The 2,760-nt window shown below is 35.8% G+C and carries 4 protein-coding genes; all 4 read right to left on the bottom strand.

What is annotated here, in order from left to right; translation table 11 throughout:
- Positions 1 to 96: 96 nt before the first annotated feature.
- Positions 97 to 522 (bottom strand): DUF1090 domain-containing protein, encoded by a 426-nt coding sequence (locus QL984_RS18355; protein WP_290173230.1) that lies wholly within the window; start codon positions 520 to 522, stop codon positions 97 to 99.
- Between the two features lie 27 nt (positions 523 to 549).
- A complete protein-coding gene (locus QL984_RS18350) occupies positions 550 to 1,518 on the bottom strand; it encodes an ATP-dependent 6-phosphofructokinase (RefSeq protein WP_290173228.1) in 969 nt (322 codons plus the stop codon).
- Between the two features lie 191 nt (positions 1,519 to 1,709).
- The gene (locus QL984_RS18345; RefSeq protein WP_013464932.1) at positions 1,710 to 2,282 is read right to left on the bottom strand and encodes a tRNA-(ms[2]io[6]A)-hydroxylase; all 573 of its coding nucleotides are present in this window, start codon (positions 2,280 to 2,282) and stop codon (positions 1,710 to 1,712) included.
- Between the two features lie 74 nt (positions 2,283 to 2,356).
- Positions 2,357 to 2,760: sulfotransferase (locus tag QL984_RS18340; protein WP_356947854.1), on the bottom strand; the 404-nt coding region annotated here is incomplete at its 5' end.

Genomic DNA, 2,760 nt, shown 5'->3' with positions numbered 1-2,760 from the left:
CTTATAAACATGGTATTTTAGCCCTTTTATTCGCACATTATTTATTTATAGTAATATGCTCTACTTTATTAAATATAAAAACGCTGTAATGACATTTTAATTAATCAAACTATTTAGCTCATCAATTAATTGCTTAAGCTGTTTAGTTTTGTCGTTTAGCTTTTGCTGATACTTTTCAACTTTGTCATGCTTACCTTGGCGCTTAGCTTTTTTAAGATCGGTTTTATATTCTTCAATTTCGCTATTGGTATCATCTATTTTTTGTTGCAACTCTGCTTTTAATCCATCATGAGTACAATATGCGTTTATATTATTGAGTGCTTTATTAAGACCTGCAACTTGGTGTGAATTACCTTGGCGTTTTGCAGTTAATAACTGGTGGTTAACTTCACAGGCTTTTTTCGCACACCCCGTTAAATCTGCACAATCATCTTTGGCCAATACGACTGTTGAACCGGCAAATAAAAAACTTATTGTAATACCTTTAATAATCGTCATTTTAGAGTTTTTATTATCTCGCATTGGTCATTATTCCTCTTTAATTAGTCGTTAGCGGCAAAATACAGATAACAGCCCTTGCAGCTCTTCATTTATAACATGTTGTTTTACAACATCTTGCATAGGAGTATTTGATACTTTGTTATTTAAAATACCCACCATTTTAGCGCTTTCTCCAGCACATAAAGCCTTAACACTGTGTACGCCTAATCTTATTGCTAACATACGATCCGCTGCAGATGGATTACCGCCGCGTTGTAAGTGCCCTAGCTTAGTTACGCGCAAATCTATACTGGGATTAACGGCACTTATTTTCTCACATATATGTTCAACGCCAATTTCATCACCTTCAGATACCACCACAATAAAAGCATGCTCACTGTGATAATCGCTAATTTTATCCACTAAATAAGTTATGTCTTCATCACTTTCAGGTATTAATATCGAATCGGCGCCAGAGGTTAAACCGGCATAAGTGCCAATATAACCAGAATCACGTCCCATTACTTCAATAACAAACACCCTATTATGTGATTCTGCAGTATCTCTAATATTATCAATACATTGCATTGATGTGTTTACTGCGGTATCAAACCCTAAGGTGTAATCTGTACCCGCAATATCATTATCAATAGTGCCTGGAATGCCTATATACGGTATGTCAGTAATTTGTGATAACCATAAACACCCTCTAAAGGAGCCATCTCCACCTATCACAATTAAAGCGTCAATATTATTATGTTCAATTGTGGCTAGTGCTTGATTTCTACCGGCATCACCTCTAAATCTTTCACTACGCGCTGTTTTTAACACAGTACCACCTAAGTGCATGGTTTGTTGTAGGTTTTTGAAATCAAGTGACACTAAATCATTATCAATTAAACCCTCAAACCCTTTTCGAACGCCCGACACTTTTATTCCGTGTTGTTGAGCGGTTTTTACTATGGCAAATAATGCGGTGTTCATCCCAGGCGCATCGCCCCCTGAGGTTAATACGGCAATGTGTTTAATTGGCTGCATCGGTTCACATCCTTCGATAAGCTAAACTTTAATAATTCATAATAGCTGTTTATGAGTAGGCTGTGTAAAGTAAGCGCAGTAAAGTTGATCTACTTAGGGTTTATTTGATTGTTTAATTAGTATGAAGGGAGCAGTTATAACTTGAAAAGTTGGTATGTTGCTTTTGCTTTTAAAACAACATACCGTAATTTTTAATGGAGAGCCGCTGTAAAAGGAATATTTTTACAAATTTCGGCTTCTATTGTTAGTAACTCGTCTAAGCGTTCGTCAACTTCTTGCTTATCAAAGTATTCGTAGGCGAGTTCCACAAATAAATTTTTATGTTTTTCTTCTGATTTAGCAATTGCGACATAAAAATCTTTTTCTTTTCCTTCAGGTAGTGCCTCGGCAACTAAAGAAAAACGTTCATGTCCCCTCGCCTCAATTACCCCACCTACTAATAGTCTGTCCATTAAAAAACCGTCACGACCATGCCTAAAGTGTGCACGAATTTGTTTAATGTATGGATCTTTTTTATCATCACCCAAATTAGTATCGCGTTCAATTAATAGTTTAAGCACTTGTTTAAAATGAATTAACTCTTCAAGAGCTAAGTCAGTCATGGCTTTAACTAATTTACGCTTATCCGGATAATGTGAAAGCATTGACATAGCCATGCCAGATGCTTTTTTCTCAGCAGCAGCGTGGTCTTGTAAGAAGGTTTCGAAGTCAGCTAAAACAACTTCGGTCCATTCAAATGGCGTGTGGTATTTTAATTCAAACATAGGGATACAACTTATAAAATAATGCGTGGATTTTAGCGTATTTAAAAATAAAAATCTTTGGTTGCGATTTAAAATTAACTTTCATAAGGCAAAAACTTATCAATTCGCCCTTTCGCCGTCGACTCAATTTTTAATGGGTGCTTTATATCGTTCCATGCAGTGACTTTACCGCCCATGTTCATTTTTTCAAAGCCAGCTAAGGTGCTGGTAATATTTAAAAACTCACATAGCTTATTAAAGCTCTCGGGATTTGCTATATCAATGGTCAAAAAATCATTAGGCCGGTCAGCAAAATAACTATTGGCACTATTAAAATGAGTGTTATAACAATTAGTTAAATATTCATCCTGATTAATGTTTTCGAGCGAAAAATCACTAAAGGTATTTAAGTAGCAGCGCTTTAAATGAATATTAAAGCCGCCATCGGCTCGCGTTAAATTGGTATGCATACGCAGCAAAAGCTGTTTTATTGAAGGCA

It is taken from the genome of Pseudoalteromonas sp. APC 3495, assembly GCF_030407645.1.
GTDB classification, from domain to species: Bacteria; Pseudomonadota; Gammaproteobacteria; order Enterobacterales; family Alteromonadaceae; genus Pseudoalteromonas; species Pseudoalteromonas tetraodonis.
This window is presented reverse-complemented; position numbering and strand designations above follow the sequence as displayed.